This is a genomic window from Streptomyces sp. NBC_00388, from assembly GCF_036061255.1.
GTDB lineage: Bacteria > Actinomycetota > Actinomycetes > Streptomycetales > Streptomycetaceae > Streptomyces.
This window is the reverse complement of sequence record NZ_CP107948.1, coordinates 5623389-5643936: the sequence shown is the minus strand read 5'-3', so window position 1 is coordinate 5643936 and position 20548 is coordinate 5623389. Positions and strand designations below refer to the sequence as shown.

General features: G+C 70.9%; 19 protein-coding genes. 6 read left to right on the top strand and 13 right to left on the bottom strand.

Features of this window, described 5'->3' with window-relative positions; genetic code table 11:
* Positions 1 to 6: 6 nt before the first annotated feature.
* Positions 7 to 1446: a gamma-aminobutyraldehyde dehydrogenase gene (locus OG917_RS25360; RefSeq protein ID WP_328319905.1), complete on the bottom strand. Its 1440-nt coding sequence runs from the start codon at positions 1444 to 1446 to the stop codon at positions 7 to 9.
* Between the two features lie 187 nt (positions 1447 to 1633).
* Between OG917_RS25360 and OG917_RS25355 the strand changes: the two genes are divergently transcribed.
* The 5 genes from OG917_RS25355 to OG917_RS25335 all read left to right on the top strand — a co-directional run bounded on the left by OG917_RS25355 (position 1634) and on the right by OG917_RS25335 (position 6667).
* A complete protein-coding gene (locus OG917_RS25355; protein WP_266852481.1) occupies positions 1634 to 2137 on the top strand; it encodes an Lrp/AsnC family transcriptional regulator in 504 nt (167 codons plus the stop codon).
* A 2-nt stretch (positions 2138 to 2139) separates the two neighbouring features.
* Positions 2140 to 3501 carry an aspartate aminotransferase family protein gene (locus OG917_RS25350; RefSeq protein ID WP_328319904.1) on the top strand — a complete coding sequence of 454 codons (1362 nt, stop codon included), beginning with the start codon at positions 2140 to 2142 and terminating at the stop codon, positions 3499 to 3501.
* Between the two features lie 189 nt (positions 3502 to 3690).
* Positions 3691 to 4428, top strand: a complete 738-nt coding sequence (locus OG917_RS25345; RefSeq protein WP_328319903.1) for an ABC transporter ATP-binding protein — start codon at positions 3691 to 3693, stop codon at positions 4426 to 4428.
* Positions 4410 to 5534 (top strand): hypothetical protein, encoded by a 1125-nt coding sequence (locus tag OG917_RS25340; RefSeq protein WP_328319902.1) that lies wholly within the window; start codon positions 4410 to 4412, stop codon positions 5532 to 5534. Before OG917_RS25345 ends, OG917_RS25340 begins: the two co-directional genes overlap by 19 nt.
* 26 nt (positions 5535 to 5560) lie before the next feature.
* The gene (locus OG917_RS25335; RefSeq protein WP_328319901.1) at positions 5561 to 6667 is read left to right on the top strand and encodes a Rossmann fold nucleotide-binding protein; all 1107 of its coding nucleotides are present in this window, start codon (positions 5561 to 5563) and stop codon (positions 6665 to 6667) included.
* Between the two features lie 7 nt (positions 6668 to 6674).
* Here OG917_RS25335 and OG917_RS25330 read toward each other — a convergent pair whose 3' ends face one another.
* Positions 6675 to 7793, bottom strand: a complete 1119-nt coding sequence (locus tag OG917_RS25330; protein WP_328319900.1) for an FAD-dependent oxidoreductase — start codon at positions 7791 to 7793, stop codon at positions 6675 to 6677.
* A gap of 110 nt (positions 7794 to 7903) precedes the next feature.
* On the opposite strand from OG917_RS25330, the gene OG917_RS25325 reads away from it, so the two are divergent.
* Positions 7904 to 8614, top strand: a complete 711-nt coding sequence (locus OG917_RS25325) for a TetR/AcrR family transcriptional regulator (protein WP_328319899.1) — start codon at positions 7904 to 7906, stop codon at positions 8612 to 8614.
* A gap of 45 nt (positions 8615 to 8659) precedes the next feature.
* On the opposite strand, the gene OG917_RS25320 is transcribed toward OG917_RS25325, so the two are convergent.
* The 11 genes from OG917_RS25320 to rpsB all read right to left on the bottom strand — a co-directional run bounded on the left by OG917_RS25320 (position 8660) and on the right by rpsB (position 20340).
* Positions 8660 to 9685, bottom strand: a complete 1026-nt coding sequence (locus tag OG917_RS25320; RefSeq protein WP_328319898.1) for an ABC transporter ATP-binding protein — start codon at positions 9683 to 9685, stop codon at positions 8660 to 8662.
* Positions 9685 to 11298 (bottom strand): ABC transporter permease, encoded by a 1614-nt coding sequence (locus OG917_RS25315; protein ID WP_328319897.1) that lies wholly within the window; start codon positions 11296 to 11298, stop codon positions 9685 to 9687. The genes OG917_RS25320 and OG917_RS25315 overlap by 1 nt, the downstream gene beginning before the upstream one ends.
* Positions 11299 to 11372: 74 nt before the next feature.
* Positions 11373 to 12497 carry a thiamine ABC transporter substrate-binding protein gene (locus tag OG917_RS25310; RefSeq protein ID WP_328319896.1) on the bottom strand — a complete coding sequence of 375 codons (1125 nt, stop codon included), beginning with the start codon at positions 12495 to 12497 and terminating at the stop codon, positions 11373 to 11375.
* Positions 12498 to 12703: 206 nt separating this feature from the next.
* Positions 12704 to 13810 carry a 23S rRNA (adenine(2503)-C(2))-methyltransferase RlmN gene (rlmN, locus tag OG917_RS25305; protein ID WP_328319895.1) on the bottom strand — a complete coding sequence of 369 codons (1107 nt, stop codon included), beginning with the start codon at positions 13808 to 13810 and terminating at the stop codon, positions 12704 to 12706.
* Positions 13811 to 13980: 170 nt separating this feature from the next.
* Positions 13981 to 14643 (bottom strand): histone deacetylase, encoded by a 663-nt coding sequence (locus OG917_RS25300; RefSeq protein WP_328319894.1) that lies wholly within the window; start codon positions 14641 to 14643, stop codon positions 13981 to 13983.
* Positions 14644 to 14700: 57 nt separating this feature from the next.
* Positions 14701 to 15444 carry a hypothetical protein gene (locus OG917_RS25295; RefSeq protein WP_328319893.1) on the bottom strand — a complete coding sequence of 248 codons (744 nt, stop codon included), beginning with the start codon at positions 15442 to 15444 and terminating at the stop codon, positions 14701 to 14703.
* 269 nt (positions 15445 to 15713) lie between these two features.
* Positions 15714 to 16814, bottom strand: coding sequence for a phosphatidate cytidylyltransferase (locus OG917_RS25290; RefSeq protein ID WP_328319892.1), 1101 nt, complete (start codon positions 16812 to 16814; stop codon positions 15714 to 15716).
* The gene (gene frr / locus OG917_RS25285) at positions 16814 to 17371 is read right to left on the bottom strand and encodes a ribosome recycling factor (protein WP_328322174.1); all 558 of its coding nucleotides are present in this window, start codon (positions 17369 to 17371) and stop codon (positions 16814 to 16816) included. The genes OG917_RS25290 and frr overlap by 1 nt, the downstream gene beginning before the upstream one ends.
* A 166-nt stretch (positions 17372 to 17537) precedes the next feature.
* A complete protein-coding gene (pyrH, locus tag OG917_RS25280; RefSeq protein ID WP_328319891.1) occupies positions 17538 to 18320 on the bottom strand; it encodes a UMP kinase in 783 nt (260 codons plus the stop codon).
* Positions 18321 to 18477: 157 nt separating this feature from the next.
* On the bottom strand, positions 18478 to 19314 hold the full coding sequence (gene tsf / locus OG917_RS25275; RefSeq protein WP_328319890.1) for a translation elongation factor Ts: 837 nt from the start codon (positions 19312 to 19314) through the stop codon (positions 18478 to 18480).
* 93 nt (positions 19315 to 19407) lie between these two features.
* Entirely contained in the window at positions 19408 to 20340 is a 933-nt protein-coding gene (gene rpsB / locus OG917_RS25270; RefSeq protein ID WP_328319889.1) for a 30S ribosomal protein S2, read from the bottom strand.
* Positions 20341 to 20548 lie beyond the last annotated feature (208 nt).

Here is a 20548-nt window from a genome sequence, read left to right as displayed (position 1 = left end):
GGGTGCTCAGCCGTCCAGCGACGTCATCACGTGCTTGATGCGCGTGTAGTCCTCGAAGCCGTAGGCGGAGAGGTCCTTGCCGTAACCGGACTTCTTGAATCCGCCGTGCGGCATCTCCGCGACGAGCGGGATGTGGGTGTTGATCCACACACAGCCGAAGTCGAGGTTCTTGGACATGCGCATGGCACGGCCGTGGTCCTTGGTCCACACCGACGAGGCCAGCGCGTACTCCACGCCGTTGGCGTGCGCGAGGGCCTGCGCCTCGTCCTCGAACGACTGGACGGTGATGACCGGGCCGAAGACCTCGTGCTGGATGATCTCGTCGTCCTGCTGCAGACCGGATACGACGGTCGGTGCGTAGAAGTAACCCCGGTCGCCGACCCGGTGGCCGCCCGCCTCGACCTTGGCGTGCGCGGGCAGCCGCTCGATGAAACCGCTGACCTGGGCGAGCTGGTTGGCGTTGTTGAGCGGCCCGAACAGCACGTCCTCGTCGTCCGGCAGGCCGGTCTTCGTGTCGGCGGCCGCCTTGGCGAGCGCCGTGACGAACTCGTCGTGCACCGACGCGTGGACCAGTACGCGGGTGGCCGCCGTGCAGTCCTGCCCGGCGTTGAAGAATCCGGCGACCGAGATGTCCTCGACTGCCTTGGCGAGGTCCGCGTCCTCGAAGACGACGACGGGTGCCTTGCCGCCCAGCTCCAGGTGGACCCGCTTGACGTCCTTGGCCGCGGACTCGGCGACCTGCATCCCGGCCCGTACCGATCCCGTGATGGACGCCATCGCGGGCACCTTGTGCTCGACCATCGTGCGGCCGGTGTCACGGTCGCCGCAGACGACGTTGAAGACGCCCTTGGGGGCGATGGCGCCGATGATCTCGGCCATCAGGACGGTGGAGGCCGGTGTCGTGTCGGAGGGCTTGATGACGACGGTGTTGCCTGCCGCCAGCGCCGGGGCGAACTTCCACACGGCCATCATCATCGGGTAGTTCCACGGCGCGACCTGGGCGCAGACGCCGACCGGCTCCCGCCGGACGATGGAGGTCAGGCCCTCCATGTACTCACCGGCCGAGCGGCCCTCCAGGAGCCGTGCCGCCCCCGCGAAGAAGCGGATCTGGTCCACCATCGGCGGGATTTCCTCGGTGCGGGTCAGCCCGAGCGGCTTTCCGGTGTTCTCGCTCTCGGCGGCGATCAGATCCTCGGCCCGCTCCTCGAAGGCGTCGGCGATCTTCAGCAGGACGCGCTGGCGCTCGGACGGAGTGGCGTCGCGCCAGGCGGGGAATGCCGCAGCGGCGGCCTCCATGGCGGCGTCGACATCGGCCTGCCCGGAGAGCGGGGAGGTCGCGTAGGCCTCGCCCGTCGCCGGGTTGACCACATCGATGGTCCGGCCGTCAGCGGCGTCCTTGAACTCCCCGTTGATGTAGTTACGCAGCCGGCGCAGCTCGGTGGTCACAGTCGCTCTCCCTCTCCGGTACCCGATGGACGGTGCCCGGTGGATGTCCCGATGGGTGAGACACCACCCTAAGCGCAAAGGTGACGCTTTCGACATACCCAGCCACCCAGAACTTCGGATTCAGTTCCCAAAATGGCTTTCGGCAACGAATTACATCGCTCTGGGCTTGCATGACGGGCGAGACCTCATGCACAGTGTGGGCGTGGCCAGTCGCAGCGCAGATTCCAGAAACGGGAACGGCACCCCCCCGATCGACGCCGTCTCCCTGGCGATCATCGAACAGCTCCAGCAGGACGGCCGGCGGCCCTACGCCGCGATCGGGAAGGCCGTCGGCCTCTCCGAGGCGGCCGTCCGCCAGCGGGTGCAGAAACTCCAGGACCAGGGCGTCATGCAGATCGTCGCCGTCACCGACCCGCTCACGGTGGGTTTCCGGCGGCAGGCGATGGTCGGCATCACCGTCGAGGGCGACCTCGACCCGGTGGCGGACGCGCTGGCCACCATGAACGAGGTCGACTACGTGGTCATGACCGCGGGCTCGTTCGACCTCATGGTGGAGGTCGTCTGCGAGGACGACAACCACCTGCTCGAACTGATCAACAAGCGGATCCGCGCGCTCCCTGGCGTGCGGGCGACCGAGAGCTTCGTCTACCTCAAGCTGAAAAAACAGACCTACCAGTGGGGCACCCGATAGTCATGAGCAAGGACCTGAGCCAGACCGCGTACGACCACCTGTGGATGCACTTCACGGACATGTCGTCGTACGAGAACGCGCCCGTTCCCACCATCGTGCGTGGCGAGGGCACCTACATCTACGACGACAAGGGCAAGCGCTACCTCGACGGCCTCTCGGGCCTGTTCGTGGTCAACGCCGGCCACGGCCGCCACGAGCTGGCCGAGACCGCGTACAAGCAGGCCCAGGAGCTGGCCTTCTTCCCGATCTGGTCGTACGCCCACCCGAAGGCCGTCGAGCTGGCGGAGCGCCTCGCGAACTACGCGCCCGGCGACCTCAACAAGGTCTTCTTCACCACGGGCGGCGGCGAGGCGGTCGAGACCGCATGGAAGCTGGCGAAGCAGTACCACAAGCTCACCGGCAACCACCAGAAGTACAAGGTCATCTCCCGCGCGGTCGCCTACCACGGCACCCCGGCCGGCGCCCTGTCCATCACGGGCCTGCCCGCGCTGAAGGCCCCCTTCGAGCCGCTGGTCCCCGGCGCGCACAAGGTCCCCAACACCAACATCTACCGCGCCCCGATCCACGGCGACGACCCGGTGGCGTACGGCCGCTGGGCCGCCGACCAGATCGAGCAGGAGATCCTCTTCGAGGGCCCCGAGACGGTCGCCGCCGTCTTCCTGGAGCCGGTGCAGAACGCCGGAGGCTGCTTCCCGCCGCCGCCCGGCTACTTCCAGCGCGTGCGCGAGATCTGCGACAAGTACAACGTGCTGCTCGTCTCCGACGAGGTCATCTGCGCCTTCGGCCGCCTCGGCACCATGTTCGCGTGCGACAAGTTCGACTACGTGCCGGACATGATCACCTGCGCCAAGGGCATGACGTCGGGCTACTCGCCGATAGGAGCCTGCATCATCTCCGACCGGCTGGCCGAGCCGTTCTACCGTGACGGCAACACCTTCCTGCACGGCTACACCTTCGGCGGCCACCCGGTCTCCGCGGCCGTCGGCATCGCCAACCTCGACATCTTCGAGCGCGAGGGCCTCAACCAGCACGTCCTCGACAACGAGGGTGCCTTCTACTCGACGCTGCAGAAGCTGCACGACCTGCCGATCGTCGGCGACGTCCGCGGCAACGGCTTCTTCTACGGGATCGAACTGGTCAAGGACAAGGCGACCAAGGAGACCTTCAACGAGGACGAGACCGAGCGCATCCTGTACAACGCCGTCTCGAAGGGTCTCTTCGAGAACGGTCTGTACTGCCGGGCCGACGACCGCGGCGACCCGGTCGTCCAGCTCGCCCCGCCGCTGATCTCCGACCAGTCGACCTTCGACGAGATCGAGTCGATCCTGCGCGGCGTCCTCACCGAGGCCTGGGCCAAGATCTGACCCGGCCACCGCCGATGTGACACCCCGGCCCGGCCGCACCCGTACGAGTGGATACGGGTGCGGCCGGGCCGCGTGCTGTCCGCACACCGCGGCCCGGAGTCCCTACGGTGCGCAGTGACCGGCCGGCTCCTTCCCGCCCTCCCGTGCGGGGGCGGCCGGACACCAGAACTGAACCGAGGTGTGCTCGCCATGGTGGCCCCACCGGACAACGACGTGCTCTGGGCTCGCTCCGTCCACTACTCCCACAACGGCTCGCCCGCGCTCACCGGGGTCTCGCTTGGCGTGCGCGTGGCGGAGACCCTCGCCGTACTCGGCCCGCGCGGCGGCGGCAAGACCACACTCCTTCGCTGTCTCTCGGGCCAGCTCGTCCCGCAGCAGGGCGAGGTGTGGTTCAACAGCAGCCCCGTCCACACCCTGGGCCGGGTGGCGCGTGAACGGCTGCGGGTCACCCGCTTCGGCTGGATCGACCCCGAGCCGGAGCTCGTACCGGAGCTGACGGCCTGGGAGAACACGGCCCTGCCGCTGCTGCTGAACGGCGCCTCGCACCGCGCCGCGAAGCACACGGCCCTGCAGTGGCTGGACCGCCTCGACCTGGGAGAGGAGTCCGGCACCCGTCCTCACAAGCTGCTCCAGGCCCAGCGCCAGCGGGTGGCCTTCGCCCGCGCCCTGGCGGCGGGGCCCGCGGTGATCTTCGCCGACGAGCCCACGGCCGTCCTGCACGGCGCGGAGGGGACCCAGCTGCTGCGCACGCTCCTCGCGGCGACCCGTTCGCACGGGATCACGATGGTGCTCGCCACCCACGACCCGGGGGTCGCCGCCTGCGCCGACCGGACGGTCCTGCTCCGGGACGGGCGCAGGGCCGCGTCACTCGGCGAGGTCCCCGCGCCCGGCGACAAGGAGCGCACCGCGTGCTCGCTCTCCGTCTAGCCCGCGGCTCCGGGCCTCTCATCCTGCTGCGGAGGCTGCTGGTAGCGGCGGCCTCGGCCGGTGTCGGGCTGCTGCTGCTCTGCGCGCTCGACTACGCGGTGGGGCACCCGGCACGGCCGTCCGCCACCGGACCGCGTCTGCTCTGGTGCCTGGTCCCGCTGGCGGCCACGGTGCGCCTCGCCGCGGCGGTGGCCCGTACCGACCCGGCCGTCCGCCCGAGCCGCGGGGCGACGGCCGCCGGACTGGGCCCCGCCGGGCGCGCCGCGCTGTCGGCGGTGTCGGCGGCCCTCACCTGTGTGCTGGGCAGCACGGTGGCCCTGCTCCTCTTCGTCCAGTTGCGGCACGGCGTGGTGCCGTTCGCCGGGGCCACGGCCCGGGGAGCGGGGGCGGGCAACCCGCTGCCGCTGCCCGCCACACTGCTCCTGCTGGTCGCGGCGCCCGCCGCAGCCGCCGCGGGCAGCGCCTGGGCGGTGCGGCCGCGCCGTCCGGTGCACGAGGGCGCCGCCCCGAAGGGGTTCCTCTGGGGAGCGGCCCTGGTGGCGGCCGGGTTCGCGGCCGAGGTGTACGCGAGCGGCCGGCCGGAGAGTGCCGCGCTGCCGCTGCCCGGCCGTTTCGGCAGCGGCCCGGCGGGCGTACTGGCCGGCTGGTCCCTGACGGCATGGGGGCTCGCGGTGGCGGGCCCCGCCCTGACCCATCTGTGCGGACGGCTCCTGCAGTCGGTCGGGCCGGGGGCGGTACGTCTCGTCGCGGGCCGGGTGCTGCAGTCCGAGGCCCGGCGGATCGGCCGCCCGCTCGGCGTGTGCTGCGCGGTGGCCTCGGGGACCGTCGCCGCTCTCACTCTGCACGGAGCGGAGCCGCGGCTCGCCGGCCCACTGACCGTGCTGGGCGCCGCGCTCGTGGTGGCCTGTCCGGCGGCCACTCTGCTCGCCGCGGCCGTCGAGGCCCGTCAGGACCGGGCGGCCACGACGGCCGCCCTGCTGCGCGGCTGCGCCCCGGCCGCCCTGGTGCGCAGGGCCGCGACGCTGCGTGCCGCCGCCCTGCTGGCGCTGGCCACTCCGGTGACCTGGGCGGTCGCGGCGCTCGCGGCGGCACCCCTGTCCGGGTGAACGGGCCACCCCCCTACGATGTCCGGATGCCCACCACACCTGAGCGTGACCGCGAGATCGAGACCCTGGACGCCTTCGACCGGGCCACCGCACGGGGTCCGCTCGGCGGGTACCGCGTCCAGGCCGTCGATCTGACGGGCCGTACGGAGACGCTGCTCACGGCGGACACCTCGGGTGCGGTCTTCCTGGGCTGCCCGATGACGCCGGAGGCCGAGTCCGCCGTGGGAGCTGCGGGTGCGCTCGTCTTCCCGCCGGTCCCGGGCCTGCCCTTCGCTCCCTACCGCGGTCTGCTGTACTCCGCGGACGAGCTGTTCGCGGGGCTGAGGGACGGCGGATACGCCGCGACCCCCGACGCGCGCGCGTACGCCTGGTTCCAGAAGACCGGGAACGACGGCGACATATTCGCGTCGATGCTGCGCTCCGTCCACGACGACGCGATGTCGGACGCACTCGACGAACACCTCGACAGCGCGCGGGTGGTGGGCATCATGGGCGGCCACGCCATGGCCCGCGGTACGACGGAGTACGCGGGAGCGGCGCGGCTCGGCCGTACGCTCGCCCGGACCGGTCTGACCGTCGCGACCGGCGGCGGCCCCGGCGCCATGGAGGCCGCCAACCTGGGGGCGTACGCGGCGCCGTTCCGCGACGGGATGCTGGACGAGGCGCTCGAACTCCTGGGCAAGGCACCGTCGTTCAGCCCTTCGGTCTCCGACTGGGCGAGCGCCGCCTTCGATGTGCGGGACCGCTGGCCGCGGGGCGGGGACTCGGTGGGCATCCCCACCTGGTTCTACGGCCACGAGCCGCCGAACGCCTTCGCCGGGCACATCGCCAAGTACTTCGCCAACGCCACCCGTGAGGACGGTCTGCTCGCCCGCTCGACCGCGGGTGTCGTCTTCCTGCCCGGTGCGGCCGGGACCGTCCAGGAGATCTTCGACAACGCCACCCCGAACTACTACGGCTCGCGCGGCGAACCGTCCCCGATGGTCCTGGTGGACCGGGCCCACTGGACCAAGGAGCTGCCCGCCTGGCCGCTGCTCAGGGCGCTGGCGAAGGGCCGGCCGATGGAGTCCCGTATCGCCCTGGTCGACACGGTGGACGAGGCGCCCGACGCGCTGGCCCGGATGGTCTTCTGACGCCGGGCTACTCGCCCCCGGTGAACATGGCGATCAGGCCGTGTGGCGCGTCGTCGCCGAAGAGAAGGCCGTGGAGCTCGTCGCCGTCCGCCGCCGCCGCGGCACTGCGGGGGAACATGTCCTGCTCGTACCGGGCGAGCGCGGCCTCGATGCCGCCGGGGCCGGCGGCGATGGCCTTGCCGAGTTCGGCGCCGTCGTACATGGCCAGGTTGGCGCCTTCGCCGTTCGGGGCCGCGAGGTGGGCGGCGTCGCCGAGCAGGGTCACTCCCGGCACCCGCTCCCACCGGTGCCCGGGCGGCAGGGCGCTGAGGGTGCGCAGGACCGGGGCGGTATCACCGTCGGTGATCAGCGCGGTGAGCTCCGGCGCCCAGCCGTCGAACTCCCCGGCGACGCGCGCGGTGACCGCGGCCGCGTCGGTGAAGTCGATGCCGGCGAACCACTCCTGCGGCTTGGAGAGCGCCACGTAGGTGTGCAGGGTGGCGCCGTTCTCCCGGTGGGCCTGGATCCCCTTCCCCGGCGCGAGGGCGAGGAGCGAGCCGCCGCCGACCGCCTTCGCGCTGGCCGGGTGGCGGGTGTCCCCCTCGAACAGGTAGGTCTCGACGAACGACCTGCCGATGTACTCGGGCACCGCGTCGGAGAGCAGGGGACGGACCCGCGACCATGCGCCGTCCGCACCGACGAGCAGGCTCGTGACGACGGTGGCGCCGTCGGCGAAGGCCACCTCGTGGCGCCCGTCGCCGAGCGCACGGACGCCGCTGACCTTGTGGCCCCACCGGACGGTGCCGGCCGGGAGCGAGTCCAGCAGGAGCGTCCGCAGCTCGCCGCGCAGCACCTCGGGACGGCCGCGTTCGCTGTCGTCGTCGAAGAGCACGGTCCCGTCCGGAGCCAGGACGCGGGTGGCCTCGCGGCCTTCCAGGACGAGGCCCCGGAACTCCTCCATGAGGCCGGCGGCCCGGAGAGCCGCCTGGCCGTTCTCCTCGTGGATGTCGAGCATCCCGCCCTGGGCGCGGGCCTCCGGGGACGCCTCCGCCTCGTAGACCGTGGACGGGATGCCGTGTACGTGCAGGACGCGGGCGAGCGTGAGGCCGCCGAGGCCGGCGCCGATGATCGTGACGTGGGTGTTCATGGTGACTCCTCCGGGGTCGAGGCCGTGGGCGCAGGCCCGGCCGGCCTTCTGTGGAATGCCGTTCCATCCACCATGTTGGAACAACGCTCCAGACATGTCAAAATGTCGGCATGGCACCACGGACACGCAGGACGGAACGGCGTACCGACGCGCTCACCCGCGAGCGCATCACCGGCGCCGCCGTCGAGCTGCTCGACACGGCAGGTGAGGGCGGGCTGACCTTCCGGGCACTGACCGAGCGTCTTTCCACCGGGCCCGGGGCGATCTACTGGCATGTGGCGAACAAGGGTGAGCTGCTCGACGCCGCGACCGACGCCGTCGTCACCGCTGCCCTGGCCGGGGAGCCCGCAGGGCCCGCAGGTTCACCGCAGGAGGAGATCCGCGCGGTCGCGCTCGGGCTGTTCGTCGCGATCGAGGAGCACCCGTGGCTCGGCACTCAGCTCGCCACGCAGTTCGCCCGCGGCCCCTGGCAGTCGGTGACGCCGCGGATCTTCGAAAGCATCGGGCGGCAGGTCCGCGCGCTGGGTGTGCCGCAGGACAGCTGGTTCACGACGACTTCGGTGCTGGTGCACTACATCCTCGGAGCCGCGGGCCAGAACGCCGCGAACACCGCGGGTGCCCGCGCACTCGGGCCCGGCGCGAACCGCAGCGAGTACCTCGACGCCGTGTCGAGCGCCTGGGAGGAGCTCGACCCCGGCGACTACCCGTTCACGCGGCTCGTCGCGGACCAGATGCGCGACCATGACGACCAGGCGGAGTTCCTCGCAGGGATCGGTCTCATCCTCACCGGTATCACCGCGGGGCACCCGCCCACTGGGTGAGCGCCCCGGCGGTGCGCCGCGCGAGGCCCCGGCGGGATACGCGGCTCACTCCCCCGCGGCCAGCAGGACCACATCGCCCGCCTCGAAGACCGCCCCCACCGTCTCCCCCACCCCGGGCGCGGCGGGCAGCGGGCACTCGGCCTCCAGCTGCGGTCCGTGCTCGGGGCTCAGGAGCACCGCCACATGGCTGCCCCGGAACGTGCGCGCCTGCACTGTGCAGCGCAGCCCGTCCCGCGGCGCCGACAGCCGCACACCTGCGGGCCGCACCAGGAGCCGGCCCTCGCCCTGCGGGGAGCCGGCCGGCACCGGAATTTTGCCCCAGGGGGTCTCGGCCGCCCGGCCGGTCACCGTCGCGGCCACCACGTTGTCGAAGCCGAGGAACCGCGCGACGAACTCCGAAGCAGGGCGCTGCCAGACCTCAAGCGGGGTGCCCGCCTGGGCGATCCGGCCGTTCTCCATCACCACCACCCGGTCGGCCAGCGCGAAGGCCTCACCCTGGTCGTGGGTGACGGCCAGCACGGTCGTCCCCAACCGGCCGAAGAGATCGCGCAGTTCCACGACGAGGCGCTCACGCAGGCTGCGGTCCAGCTGGCCGAGCGGCTCGTCGAGCATCAGCAGCTTGGGGCGCGGAGCCAGCGCGCGGGCGAGTGCCACACGCTGCTGCTCGCCCCCGGAGAGCGCGGCCACCGCACGCCGCCCGGCCCCGGGCAGACCGACCAGATCCAGCAACTCCGCTACCCGGGAGGCCTGTTCATCCCGGGGCACGGAGCGCATCCGCAGCCCGAAGCCCACGTTGCCCGCGACGTCACGCTGCGGAAAGAGCTGGTGATCCTGGAACATCAGGCCCACACCGCGCCGGTGCACGGGCACCCCGCTCTGCTCGGCACCGTCCAGCAGCACCCGCCCCGCGGACGCCTGCTGCAGCCCCGCCACCACCCGCAGCAGCGTCGACTTGCCGCTCCCGCTGGGCCCAAGGACACAGACCGTCTCGTGCTCCGCGACCGTCAGATCCACCGCGTCCAGCGCCACCCGCTGCCCGAAGCGGACCGTCACACCGTCCAGTTGCAGCATCAGAACTCTCCCGAGCGGTCGGTACGAATGCGTTCGAGCACCAGCAGCGACACGGCGCACACCAGCATCAGAATGGTGGACAGCGCCATCGCCTGCCCGTAGTTGAGCTCACCGGCCCGCCCCAGCAGCCGCGCCACCGCCACCGGCAGTGTCGGGTTGTCGGGCCTCGCGATGAAGACCGTCGCCCCGAACTCCCCCAGCGACACGGCGAACGCGAACCCGGCGGCGACCAGCAGCGCCCGGCGCACCATCGGCAGATCCACCTCGCGCCAGGCCCGGAGGGGCGAGGCGCCGAGGACCGCCGCGGCCTCCCGCAGCCGGCCGTCCACCGCCCGCAGCACCGGCAGCATCGTCCGTACGACGAACGGCACGCCCACCAGCGCCTGCGCGAGCGGCACCAGGATCCAGGACGACCGCAGATCGAGCGGCGGCTTGTCGAGGGTGATGAGGAAACCGAAGCCGACGGTGACCGCGGAGACCCCGAGCGGGAGCATCAGCAGCGCGTCGAATCCGCGGACCAGCCGCCCGGCCCGACGGGTGAGCGCGGCCGCCGCGAGCCCGCCGACAGCCAGAGCGATCCCCGTCGCGACCAGGGCGTACCGCACGGAGTTCCAGACCGCCTCGACCGGCGGGACCAGGAACGTACCGCCGCTCGCGTCCGGTGAACGGAGCGCCCGGTAGAACGCGAAGCCGTACCCTCCGGGGCCGTCGAGCGAGCGCGCGACCAGCACCCCCAGGGGCAGCAGGATCAGAACGACGATCACCGCCAGCACCCCGCCGAGGAGCCACCACTGGCCGGCCCCCCGCGGGCGGCGCGAGGTCCGGGCCGGGTCGACCAGGCTCAGTGCGCTCTCCCGGCGCCGCACCGTCCACGCGTGCAGCGCGAGGATCGCACCGACGGCGGCGAACTGCACCAGCGTGAGCACAGCGGCCGTCGGCAGGTCGAGCAGTTCGGCGGTCTCCCGGTAGATCTCCACCTCGAGCGTGGAGAAAGTCGGCCCGCCGAGGATCTGCACCACACCGAAGGACGTGAAGGTGAAGAGGAAGACCATCAGCGCGGCGGCGGCCACCGCCGGGGTCAGCGCGGGCAGCGTCACCCGCCGCCAGGCCGCGAACCGGGACGCCCCCAGCACCCGGGCGGCCTCCTCCTGACGCGGGTCGAGCTGCGCCCAGAGGCCGCCCACGGTCCGTACGACCACCGCGTAGTTGAAGAAGACATGCGCGAGCAGGATCGCCCAGACGGTGGTGTCCAGGCGTACGCCCCACAGCTGGTCGAGCAGCCCGCCGCGGCCGAGGAGGGCCAGGAAGGCCGTCCCGACGACGACGGTGGGCAGCACGAAGGGCACCGTCGCGACCGCCCGCAGCAGCTGTTTGCCGGGGAAGTCGAAGCGGGCGAACACATACGCGCCGGGGAGCGCGATCAGCAGGGTCAGCCCCGTCGACGCGCACGCCTGCCAGGTGGTGAACCACAGGACGTGCAGGATGTCCGGCCGGCTCAGTACGTCACCGATCCGCCCGAACTGCCACGCGCCGCCCGCCCGGAGACCGCGGCCGACGATGGCCGCCACCGGGTAGGCGAAGAAGACCGCGAAGAAAACGGCCGGCGCCGCCATGAGAGTCAGGCGTACGGCGGTCCGGCGCCGGGCCGGCCCGTCCGCCCGCGCCGGCCCGCTCTCCCCGGGCGGCGCTACCTCAGGACGAGTGAGGACCACGACTTGACCCACTGATCACGGTTCTTGGCGATCGTGCCGGGCGCGACGGTCTCGGGGTGGGTGATCTTCGCACCGAACTCGGTGAACACCGCGGGCTCCTTCGCGCCCTTCACCACCGGGTCCACGAACATGCTGAGCGGCATGTCCTCCTGGAACTTCTTGCTGATCAGGAAGTCGATCAGGGCCTTGCCGCCCTCCTTGTTCCCCGCGCCGTCCAGCAGCCCGGCGAACTCGATCTGCCGGAAGCAGGTGGCGGTGGCGACGCCGGTCGGCGCGGTCTTCGGCTGCGGCTTGGCGTACAGCACCTCGGCGGGCGGGCTCGACGCGTACGAGACGACGAGCGGCCGGTCCCCCTTGGCCTTCTTGCCGCCGGCCGAGCCGGAGAAGTCGTTGTTGTACGCCTGCTCCCAGCCGTCGTCGACCTTGACTCCGTTGGCCTTGAGCTTCTTCCAGTACGCCTGCCACCCGTCGTGCCCGTACCGGGCGACCGTGCCGAGCAGGAAGCCGAGACCGGGCGAGGAGGTGGCGACGTTCTCGGTGACCAGCAGGTTCTTGTACTCCGGCTTGATCAGATCGTCGAAGCTGCGGGGCGGGGCGATCTTGTGGTCCGCGAAGTACTTCTTGTCGTAGTTGACGCAGAGGTCGCCGCTGTCGACCGGCGTGACCCGGTGCTTCGCCGCGTCGAGCTGCACCGCGGTGGAGACCTGGTCCAGGCCCTTCGCCCGGTACGGCGTGAAGAGGCCGTTGTCGAGCGCCCGCGACAGCAGGGTGTTGTCGACACCGAAGAAGACATCGCCGCGCGGGGAGCCCTTGGTGAGGATCTCCTGGTTGAGCGCCGCGCCCGCGTCCCCGCTCTTGAGTACGTGGACGGTGTAGCCGGTCTCCTTCGTGAACTCCTTCAGCACGGCGGGAGAGGCGGCGAACGAGTCATGGCTGACGAGCGTCACGACCTTGGAGTCCTTGGCGCCCGAACCGGAGCCGCCGGAACTGCCGCAGCCGGCGAGCGCCGAGACGCCCAGCGCCGCGGCCAGCGCGGTGGCGGTCAGCTTCGTGGTGCTGAGCGTTCTGCCGGGCGTACGCGCTCGCTTTGTGGTGCTCACTGATTCCTCCTGGGATGAGACATCCAGGAAGAGACGCGGCCCTGCCCGCGGGAGACGGGCAGGGCTGAACAGCTTGAGTGGTGACCGAACTTCCTACCCGGAATGACCCGGGCAAGGTTCAGAGGGTCTGCGGCATGGCCGCACTCTCAGCGCTGTGGCGCTCCCCTGTCGGAATATGAAAATGTGCGGCCCACGTTACACGGGCCCTACCGCTCCGCGGCGGCCAGCTGCCCGCACGCTCCGTCGATCTCCTGGCCACGGGTGTCCCGTACGGTCACGGGCACACCATGGGCGGCGATGGCGGCGACGAACGCCTTCTCGTCCTCCGGCCGTGACGCGGTCCACTTGGAGCCGGGTGTCGGGTTGAGCGGGATCAGATTGACGTGGACGGGCTTGCCCTTGAGCAGCCGTCCGAGCCGGTCCCCCCGCCACGCCTGGTCGTTGATGTCGCGGATCAGCGCGTACTCGATGGAGACCCGGCGGCCGGACTTCTCGGCGTACTCCCACGCCGCGTCCAGCACCTCGCGGACCTTCCACCGGGTGTTGGCCGGGACGAGCGTGTCACGCAGTTCGTCGTCGGGCGCGTGCAGCGACACCGCGAGCCGGCACTTGAAGCCCTCGTCGGCGAAGCGCAGCATCGCGGGCACCAGGCCGACCGTGGAGACGGTGATCCCGCGCTGCGAGAGCCCGAGGCCGTCGGGTTCGGGGTCGGTCAGCCTGCGGATGGCGCCGACCACGCGCTTGTAGTTGGCAAGGGGCTCGCCCATGCCCATGAAGACGATGTTGGAGAGCCGGGCCGGCCCGCCGGGCACTTCGCCGTCACGCAGCGCTCGCATGCCGTCGACGATCTGGTGGACGATCTCGGCCGTCGAGAGATTGCGGTCGAGACCCGCCTGGCCGGTGGCGCAGAAGGGGCAGTTCATGCCGCAGCCGGCCTGCGAGGAGATGCACATCGTCACCCGGTCCGGGTAGCGCATCAGCACGGACTCGACGAGCGTGCCGTCGTGCAGCTTCCAGAGTGTCTTACGGGTGGTGTCGTCGTCGCAGCTGATGTGGCGTACCACGCTCATCAGGTCGGGAAGCAGCGCCTCCCGCAGCTTCTCGCGCGAGGCGGCAGGGATGTCGGTCCACTCGGCGGGGTCGTGTGTGTACCGCGCGAAGTAGTGCTGCGACAGCTGCTTGGCGCGGAACGGCTTCTCGCCGGTCCCGGCCACGGCGTCCTTGCGCTCGGCGGGCGTGAGGTCGGCCAGGTGGAGCGGGGGCTTCTTGGCTCCGCGGGGCGCGACGAAAGTGAGTTCTCCGGGCTTAGGCATGGTTCCTCCAGTGTCGCAGACCCGCCGGGGTACTCACGGTCGCCGCCGGAGCGCAGCGGGAGAGCCGGCCCGGTACCGGTCACCGGGGGTCGCCTCAGTCGCTCCTGGCCGCCCCCCGGAGGCCCGCAGACGGCCCGGCCGGCGCCCCGGTCAAGGCGCTGAGCTGCGGCTCACTCCGTGATCAGGTCCAGGATCGCCTCGTGCGACCAGTGGCCGGCGGCGCCCCGGGCGGAAGCCACGTAGGCCGCCACGGTGTCCGCGTCCCACGCCCCGGCCTCAAGCAGGCCGGCGGCGAGGAAACGCACGTACGCACGGGAGGGAGGCACCGGAGTCACCTCACCGGCGCCCCAGGGGGCGGTGAAGGTGAGGACGGGCAGCCCGTCCATCCGCCCGCCGCACACCAGGGTCTCGTACCGTCCGCTCCCCAGTACGGCGACGCCTGTCGTGAGAACCGCACTGAGATCGAGGTCTTCGCCGGGGGTCCTGTACATCTCCTGCGCCGCGATGTCCGCGAACTGGGCGGCCGTCACGAGGTGGGCCCGGGCGTAGACCCGCCCTTCCGCATCCGGGTCGTAGAACGCCCGCCCACCGCCCCAGACCGGCGACTCGGTGGCGAAGTAGAGGGCGCCGCTCAGTTCCACGGGCACGGACCGGACGGGCATGCGCTGGTCCCGGCACCCGGGGCAGACCGTGGCGGCGCCGGCCGGCTGACCGCCCTTGACGTAGTACGCGAGCCGGCCGAGGTACATGTTGGAGCCGTACGAGGTGTACCAGACCCACTCAGGCGCAGGTCCCCCCGCGGGGCCCGGCTCGACCGGGTGCGTACCGGCCATGTGACGGCTCCGTTCCTGCTCTTCCACCGGCAGCCCGCGGACGGCAGTGGATCCAGTTCACCGGATGAGGCGTGCCCCCAGTATCGGCAGGAGCCGGTCCGTCAACAGGCGGCGGGCGGGATCGGACGACTTCCACAGGAGCTTGTGCCGTGTGCCGTCCCGCATGTCCACCGTGAGGCTTGAGGTGGTGATCCCGCCCCGCAGCCTGGCCCGGGCGATGTCCGGGAACGGGATGAGCTTGTTGGTGCGGTGCCCGGTCAGGACGCGGTCGGGGTCGTAGCCGACCGTACGGCCCTGATCCCGGGCGGGCAGGCCGGATCCGAAGGAGTTCACCACCGAGTCCATGAGGCCACTGCGTACCCGGAGCAGACAGGTCGGCGTCAGCCACAGCTCACCGTGGATCCAGTCCAGCCAGCCCGTGGTGCAGGTACGGGCCATCAGCTGGGCCTGTTGCAGCCGGATACGGGAAGCCCGCTCCACCGCCTGGTTCAGCACCGCGTCCCACTCCCCGGGCGAACGGACCCGGCGGCGCTCCCGTACCGCCCCCGCCTTCCCGTAGTAGCCCGGATACGCCCACCCTTCGCGGCTCAGCTCGACGACAAGCACGGCGTCCCAGGTGTCACCGGCGATCTGCACCACAAGACCGAGAGGGTCGCTCAGTGGGTCACGGCCGGGGAGCAGATGGCCGTTCGCGTCGTGCCGCCATCCGAGCGGGGCCACCCGGAGGCCGCGGGCGAGCCACCCGTCCGCGTGTCGGTCCACGGCCAGGGCTGCCAGATCCAGATCCAGTTGTCTTCGCACCCGCAGATCATGCGGGAGACCACCCCGCCGGCGACAGCCCCCGGTCCGGCTCCACCGGCGGCCCGGCTCCGCGCGGAGGCACGGCGCGCACGGTTGCCGTGCGGGCGGCGGGCACGTCGACGGCGCACCCGGGCATGGCCGGCCCCGGGCCGCACACGCGGAGGGAGGGCCGCCGCCCTGTGGGGCGACGACCCTCCCTTCCGTGCGGACGCGGGTCGAAGGCCCGGCCATCCGGCCCCAGGGGGCAGGATGGCCGGTTTTGCCGGGTTTCAGGAACCGACGAAGAGAACCATCAGCAGCCAGACAACAGGAGCTGTGGGCAGCAGCGAGTCCAGCCGGTCCATGATCCCGCCGTGGCCCGGCAGCAGCGTTCCCATGTCCTTGATCCCGAGGTCCCTCTTGATCATGGACTCGCCCAGGTCGCCCAGCGTGGCGCTGGCCGCGACGGCGAGGCCGAGCAGCAGACCCTGCCACCACTGCCCGTCGTCGATCAGGAACTGCATGCACAGGGCGCCCGCCACCATCGCGAAACCGACCGCCCCCAGCAGACCCTCCCTGGTCTTTCCGGGGCTGATGCGCGGGGCGAGCTTGCGCTTGCCGAAGCGCCAGCCGATCGCGTACGCACCCGTGTCGCTGACCACGGTCAGCACCAGGAACGTGAGCACCCGCCAGGAACCGTCCTCGGCGGTCAGCAGCAGCGCCACGAACGTCGCGAGGAAGGGCACGTAGAACGCGGCGAACACACCCGCCGTGACGTCCCTGAGGTACCCGTCGGGCGGCTCGGTCATCCGCCAGACCAGGACCGCCAGCGCCGTGAGGGCCATGGCGATCCAGGCGCCCTCGGTCCCGCGCGCGTACCCGGCGACGACCATGGCGGCGCCACCCACCGCGAGCGGCACCAGCGGCGCCTTGATGCCCTTGCGTTCGCCGAGCCGGGAGGTGAGCTCCCAGAGACCGACGACCACCGCGGCCGCGATGACGATGACGAAGGCGGCCTTCCAGATGAAGAGGGAGGCGGCCACCACCACGCCGAGACCGAGGCCGACCCCTATCGCCGACCGGAGATCCCGGCCGGCCTTCTTCTTCTCGGGAGGCGGCGGGGCTGGCATGGGCTCCTGCGGCATCTCGTCACGGACCGGGGGGCCGCTCGGGTGAGCGGCCCCCCGGTCGTGGTCGGCGCGGCCGTGGTGGCCACGGCCGCCGTCTTCGGCGTCTCTGCCTGCGTCGGGCACGATGGGCATGGGCCGAGTCTGCTCAACTTCATGCTCGCCGTATGCGGGACCCGCCGGGACAGCGCCCTGGTCGGGGGCAGGTCGCCATTCCCCGACGGGATGGCCACTCTGCGGGGCACCCCAGGAAGAGTCGTTCATCAGACCTCGAGCAGCTCGGCTTCCTTGTGCTTGAGCAGCTCGTCCACCTGCGCGACGTACTTCGCGGTGGTGTCGTCGAGCTCCTTCTCGGCGCGGCGGCCCTCGTCCTCGCCGACCTCGCCGTCCTTGATCATCTTGTCGATCGCTTCCTTGGCCTTGCGGCGGATGGAACGGATCGAGATCTTGGAGTCCTCGGCCTTGGTCCTGGCGACCTTGGTGTACTCCTTGCGGCGCTCACCGGTCAGCTCGGGGAAGGTCACCCGGATGATGTTGCCGTCGTTGCTCGGGTTGACGCCGAGGTCGGAGTCCCGGATCGCCTGCTCGATGTTGCGCAGCGAAGTCTTGTCGAACGGGGTCACCACGGCCATCCGGGCCTCCGGCACGGAGAACGAGGCGAGCTGGTTGATCGGGGTCAGCGAGCCGTAGTACTCCGCCACGATCTTGTTGAACATCGCCGGGTGCGCACGGCCGGTGCGGATCGCGGCGAAGTCCTCCTTGGCGACCACGACGGCCTTCTCCATCTTCTCCTCGGCCTCGAGGAGGGTCTCTTCGATCACCACTTGCTCCTGCATGTCTTGAGTGGGCCCGCGTTCTCGGGCCCTGGAGTAAACCCGCGTCTTGCCCTGCACGGTGTCCGACCGGCAGGTTCTTGTCCACCCTGTCGGCCACTCGGCCCCGTGGCCTCGCGGCCCCGTGGCTCTCCCGAGCGGCCGTCCCCCGGTTTCAGGCCCGGGTGCCCTGGTCGTTCACAAGAGTCCCGATCTTCTCACCCTTGACCGCCCGGGCGATATTGCCCGAAGCCAGCAGCTCGAAGACCAGGATCGGCAGGCTGTTGTCACGGCAGAGGGTGATGGCCGTCGCGTCGGCGACCTTCAGGTTGCGGTTCAGTACCTCGCTGTACTCCAGCGCGTCGTACTTCACCGCGTCGGGGTTCTTCTTCGGGTCGGAGTCGTAGACGCCGTCCACCCCGTTCTTGCCCATGAGCAGCGCCTCGGCGTCGATCTCCAGGGCGCGCTGCGCGGCGGTGGTGTCGGTGGAGAAGTACGGCATGCCCATGCCCGCGCCGAAGATGACGACGCGCCCCTTCTCCAGGTGGCGGACGGCACGCAGCGGGATGTACGGCTCCGCGACCTGCCCCATGGTGATGGCGGTCTGGACGCGGGAGTCGATGCCCTCCTTCTCCAGGAAGTCCTGGAGGGCGAGGCAGTTCATGACCGTTCCGAGCATGCCCATGTAGTCGGAGCGTGCGCGGTCCATGCCGCGCTGCTGCAGCTCGGCGCCGCGGAAGAAGTTGCCGCCGCCGATGACGACCGCGATCTCGGCGCCGTCCCGGACGACTGCGGCGATCTCGCGGGCGATGGCGTGCACCACGTCGGGGTCGACACCGAGGCCGCCGCCGCCGGCGAACGCCTCACCCGACAGCTTCAGCATGAAGCGGCCGTGCCTCTTGACGTCGCCGGTACTGACGTCGTCGGTCCTGTCGGCGCTTTTGTCGGGCTGTTCCATGGAGATCTCCTCGTGCGCATACGAAGAAGGCCATTGCCGGGGGTCCTTGCGGTTCCCTGTGCGGCAATGGCCTCCTCGTCAGATCTGCGGCCGTCCGGCGCGGACCCGGGCGGCTGCGTCAGACCCTATCGGGGTCTTCGGTGGATCGCGTACAGACTCAGATGCCGACCTTGATGCGCGAGAAGCGCTTCAGGGTGGCGCCGGCCTCGTCCAGAACCTTCTGGACGGACTTCTTGTTGTCCAGGGCGTACGGCTGGCCAAGGAGCGTGGCGTCCTTGAAGAAGCCGTTGACCCGGCCCTCGACGATCTTCGGGAGGGCGGCCTCGGGCTTGCCCTCGGCGCGCGTGGTCTCCTCGGCGACGCGGCGCTCGGCCTCCACGACCTCGGCCGGGACGTCGTCGCGGTCCAGGTACTTCGGCGCGAAGGCGGCGATGTGCTGGGCGATGCCGCGGGCCAGCTCGGCGTCGGCCTTGTCCAGCTCGACCAGAACACCGATCTGCGGGGGCAGGTCGGGCATGGTGCGGTGCATGTACGAGGTCACGTAGACGCCCGAGAACTGCGCGAAGCGGTCCAGGACGATCTTCTCGCCGAGGTTGGCGTTGGCCTCGTCCACGAACGCCTGGACGGTCTTGCCGGACTCGATCTCGGACGCCAGGAGCGACGCGATGTCGGCCGGGGAGGTCGCGGCGACGTGGGCGGCGAGCGCGCCGGCGACAGCCTGGAACTTGTCACCCTTGGCGACGAAGTCCGTCTCGCACTTCAGCTCGACCAGGACACCGGAGGTGTTGTCGTCGGCGATGAGGGAGACGACGGCGCCGTTCTCGGCGGAGCGGCCCTCGCGCTTGGCGACACCCTTCTGGCCCTTGATGCGGAGCGCCTCGACGGCCTTGTCGACGCTGCCGTCGGACTCGTCGAGGGCCTTCTTGCAGTCCATCATGCCGGCGCCGGTGAGCTCGCGGAGCTTCTTGACGTCAGCGGCGGTGTAGTTCGCCATGATCGTGAAATTCTCTCTCGAAGTCTGAAAGATCTTACGGGTGAACGGCGGAGGCCCGGAGGCCTCCGCCGTCAACAACCGAACCGGTGAGGGTCAGGCCTGCTCGGCGTCCGCGGCGGCGGGCGCCTCGGCGGCGGGGGCCTCGTCAGCAGCCGGGGCCTCGGCGACCGGGGTCTCGGCAGCAGCCTCGGCGTCCGCGACCTTCTCGGTCTCGGCGGAGGTCTGGACGACCTCGGCGCCGTCCTTCTTCTCACCGTCGAGGAGGTCACGCTCCCACTCGGCGAGCGGCTCGGAGGCAGCCTTCTCGCCCGGCTTCTGGTCGCCGGTCGCAGCGCCGGAGCGGGCGATGAGGCCCTCGGCGACGGCGTCGGCGATCACGCGGGTGAGCAGGGTGACGGAGCGGATCGCGTCGTCGTTGCCCGGGATCTTGTAGTCGACCTCGTCGGGGTCGCAGTTGGTGTCGAGGATCGCGACGACCGGGATGTGGAGCTTGCGCGCCTCACCGACGGCGATGTGCTCCTTCTTGGTGTCGACGATCCAGACGGCGCTGGGCACCTTCTGCATCTCGCGGATACCACCAAGGGTCTTCTCCAGCTTGGCCTTCTCGCGCGAGAGGACCAGGAGCTCCTTCTTGGTGAGGCCGGAGGCGGCCACGTCCTCGAAGTCGATCTGCTCAAGCTCCTTCAGACGCTGAAGGCGCTTGTAGACGGTGGAGAAGTTGGTCAGCATGCCGCCGAGCCAACGCTGGTTGACGTACGGCATGCCCACGCGCGTCGCCTGCTCGGCGATGGCTTCCTGAGCCTGCTTCTTGGTACCCACGAACATGATGGAGCCGCCGTGGGCGACGGTCTCCTTGACGAACTCGTAGGCGCGGTCGATGTACGACAGCGACTGGAGCAGGTCGATGATGTAGATGCCGTTGCGCTCCGTGAAGATGAAACGCTTCATCTTCGGGTTCCAGCGGCGGGTCTGGTGACCGAAGTGGACGCCGCTTTCCAGCAGCTCCCGCATCGTGACGACGGCCATGGCCGTACTCCTTGATGTACTCGGTTGTCGCGACGGCAGGTTTGCTGTCGCGCCTGACGCCCACACGCGCCGTGCCACAAGGGACCGAGAGGCGCGTCCATCGACCGCTGATGGGGTGATGGGGGGCGTGCGAAGTCGACCCGGTGACCCGGATCGCCACCCGAAGTGTACGGGACCCGGTGGGTGCCGGGTGACGGCGATGTCCACA